Here is a 2,605-nt window from a genome sequence, read left to right on the forward strand (position 1 = left end):
GGGGCCAAGTTTGCATCTTATGAAACAAACTCCCATTACAGAATCACCTTCTTCGCTTCATTCCATCCTGCGTTATCGTTGAGTTGCACAATATACATACCGGTAATATGGTTGTTCATGTTCATGGTTATCCGGTATGAAGCCTGTTGATTATCCTTTTGCCCAATCACCTGGCCATTCATATCGATGATCCGTATAGTTACCTTGTTCTTTATTTCCTGGTTGAATTCAATGTTCACCGTATTACCGCTTGCATAGATCTTCGCAGCCTGGGTAGTTTCATTGCTGCGGATGGCTTTTATAGTTGAGTATTCGTATTTGCCATCTATATCTACCTGGCGAATGCGGTAGTAAGCAACAGCCGCAGTCATATTCTTATCGGTATAGCTGTATTGTGTTATATTATCTGAACTACCAGCGCCCAGCATGATCGCGATCACTGTCCAGGTACTGCCATCGAAACTGCGTTGCACTTCAAAATTTTTGTTGTTATGCTCCATGGCGGTGCTCCAGTTCAATACTACGTTGTTATTGCTTTTTGTTGCATAAAAGCTGTTAAACAAAACCGGCAGCGCGCTTAAATTAAAACCATGGGGCGAAACTCCTGAGATGCTGGCAGCAGTGCCGGGCCCTGATATTAATAATGCAGCATTTTGATCGTATTTTTTTACGCCGCCAATTGAGATCGTTTCGTTACTACGACTGGCGTTCCAGGCATTGATCGTTCCTGTTAATTCTACCACAGAGTTAGCGCTCAACCGCATTTTCTGTTGTAGCGTGAGGCCGCCAATTATTTTAATATATACATTGGCCAGGGTATCATTTTTATCAAATACCACAGATTTATTCAGAGGGATCACAATGGAATCGCCATTTTGGGGAATGCGGTTCGGGGTCCAGTTTGAAGCGTTAGACCAGTCGCCTGATGTAGCAGAAAATGTGATCATTGGTCTTGTTCCTGCAACAGCAGAAAAAGAGATGAAGAGGATTGCGATGATTGAGTAGATCTGTTTCATAAGGTAAACTTTTTTGTGTTTAAATGATTTCGCAGTATATATTTCCAACGGCATACCTGTTTTCCGGCACGGGGTGAAATGACCTGTTTTTTACCGGTGGCGATTCGCCGATACAGTTATAATCCTCTCAAAAACAAGCGATTGAAAAAATACCTTAGTGATTAAATTAAATTCACTTACGTGGAAGTACGATTGAAAGCAGGCGGGAGAACCATCCCAAAGCGGGATTTTTCTATCTTTTTTGGAAAAAAGTCCTTGTTTGGAGCCATGGGAAACGCCATTTATGCGCAGTTATGCACTAAAACGACGCACTTATGGGCTAAAACAACACACCTATCAACTTTCATTAGGCGCTATCAATGGTTTTACTATTTTTACGCGATTTTATACAATTAACTGTTAAACCCTGGATTGAGGATCTGATCATTCACCCCAGCTATTTCCCCTAGTAGCAATAGAAAATGAAACCTTTATCACTACCGTATTTACTTATTGTATGTATAATTACGTTTTGTTGTAATTATGCCCGGGCACAGAACCCAACGCTCCTATTGAGCAACAACCCTACAACCTGTCATGGTTCAGAAGGATCAATTACTTTTGGCGGCTTACTTCCCAATACCACCTATCAGGTAAGGTATTTTGAGAACGGCGTTCAAAAAGGCCCGGTTACTTTACTGTCAAATGTAACAGGACAGTTAACTATTCCCAATTTATCAATGGGCGCCTATCGCAATTTTACCTTCACCGGCGGGGGAACAACCCTGTCTTATGTTGCTGGTACTCCGCTGTCAGATCCGTTCCTGCCCCCACCTGTATTCAATTTCCTGCCTTCAACTATATGTCTGGGTGATCCGGCGCCGACGCTGCCAACCACTTCTGACAATGGTTATAGCGGAAGCTGGAGCCCGTCCACAGTAAGTAACACCCAAACCGGCACTTATACTTTTACGCCAACAATCACATGCGCCGATCCGGTTAGCATTACTATTACGGTGACCCCAAAAGCACCTGTAACATTCCCGTTTGGAACTGGCCGGGTATTATGCAATACCGGCCCGGTACCAACATTAACCAATACATCGATAGAGGGTATTACCGGTAGCTGGAGCCCGGCGGTTGTAGACCCTACCCGCTCCGGTACCTATGTATTTACACCCACCGTTCCACCACCAGGCTGCCTTACCGGCACCACTTTTACACTTACGGTGAACCCGCCCATAAAACCGTTGTTCTCATTTGGCAACAGCCAGTCTATTTGTACAGGCGGTGGCGTTCCTACCCTGCCTAATCAATCGCAAAATAACATTACCGGAAGTTGGAACCCGGCCGTGGTTGACCCCAATAATTCCGGCACCTATACATTTACGCCCGATCCCGGTCAGTGCGCTATACCTGTCAACTATGTATTGACCGTTAACCCTATTATTCCTCCTGTATTCAGCATTTTTCCCAATTCAAAAGATACCATTTGTAGTGGTGATCCGGCTCCGGTTTTACCCGCAGCCTCCGACATTGGACAAACCGGCACCTGGACGCCGGCAGTTGTTAGCAATACAAAAAGTGGAACGTATGTCTTTACAAGCACC

1 protein-coding gene and 1 pseudogene are annotated in these 2,605 nt (G+C 44.6%); one reads left to right on the top strand and one right to left on the bottom strand.

Annotated features, from left to right (window positions below; translation table 11 throughout):
* Positions 1 to 35 precede the first annotated feature (35 nt).
* Positions 36 to 1,016 (bottom strand): T9SS type A sorting domain-containing protein, encoded by a 981-nt coding sequence (locus ACJ751_RS08590; protein ID WP_407745082.1) that lies wholly within the window; start codon positions 1,014 to 1,016, stop codon positions 36 to 38.
* 461 nt (positions 1,017 to 1,477) lie between these two features.
* Here ACJ751_RS08590 and ACJ751_RS08595 point away from each other — a divergent pair.
* A pseudogene (locus tag ACJ751_RS08595) lies at positions 1,478 to 2,605 on the top strand (hypothetical protein); the annotation flags it as partial.

Source organism: Niastella sp. (assembly GCF_045805085.1).
GTDB lineage: Bacteria > Bacteroidota > Bacteroidia > Chitinophagales > Chitinophagaceae > Niastella.

What these genes read in the sequence shown, in the direction of transcription:
- ACJ751_RS08590 (WP_407745082.1), bottom strand. Translation starts at nt 1,016, where the DNA reads ATGAAACAGATCTACTCAATCATCGCAATCCTCTTCATCTCTTTTTCT.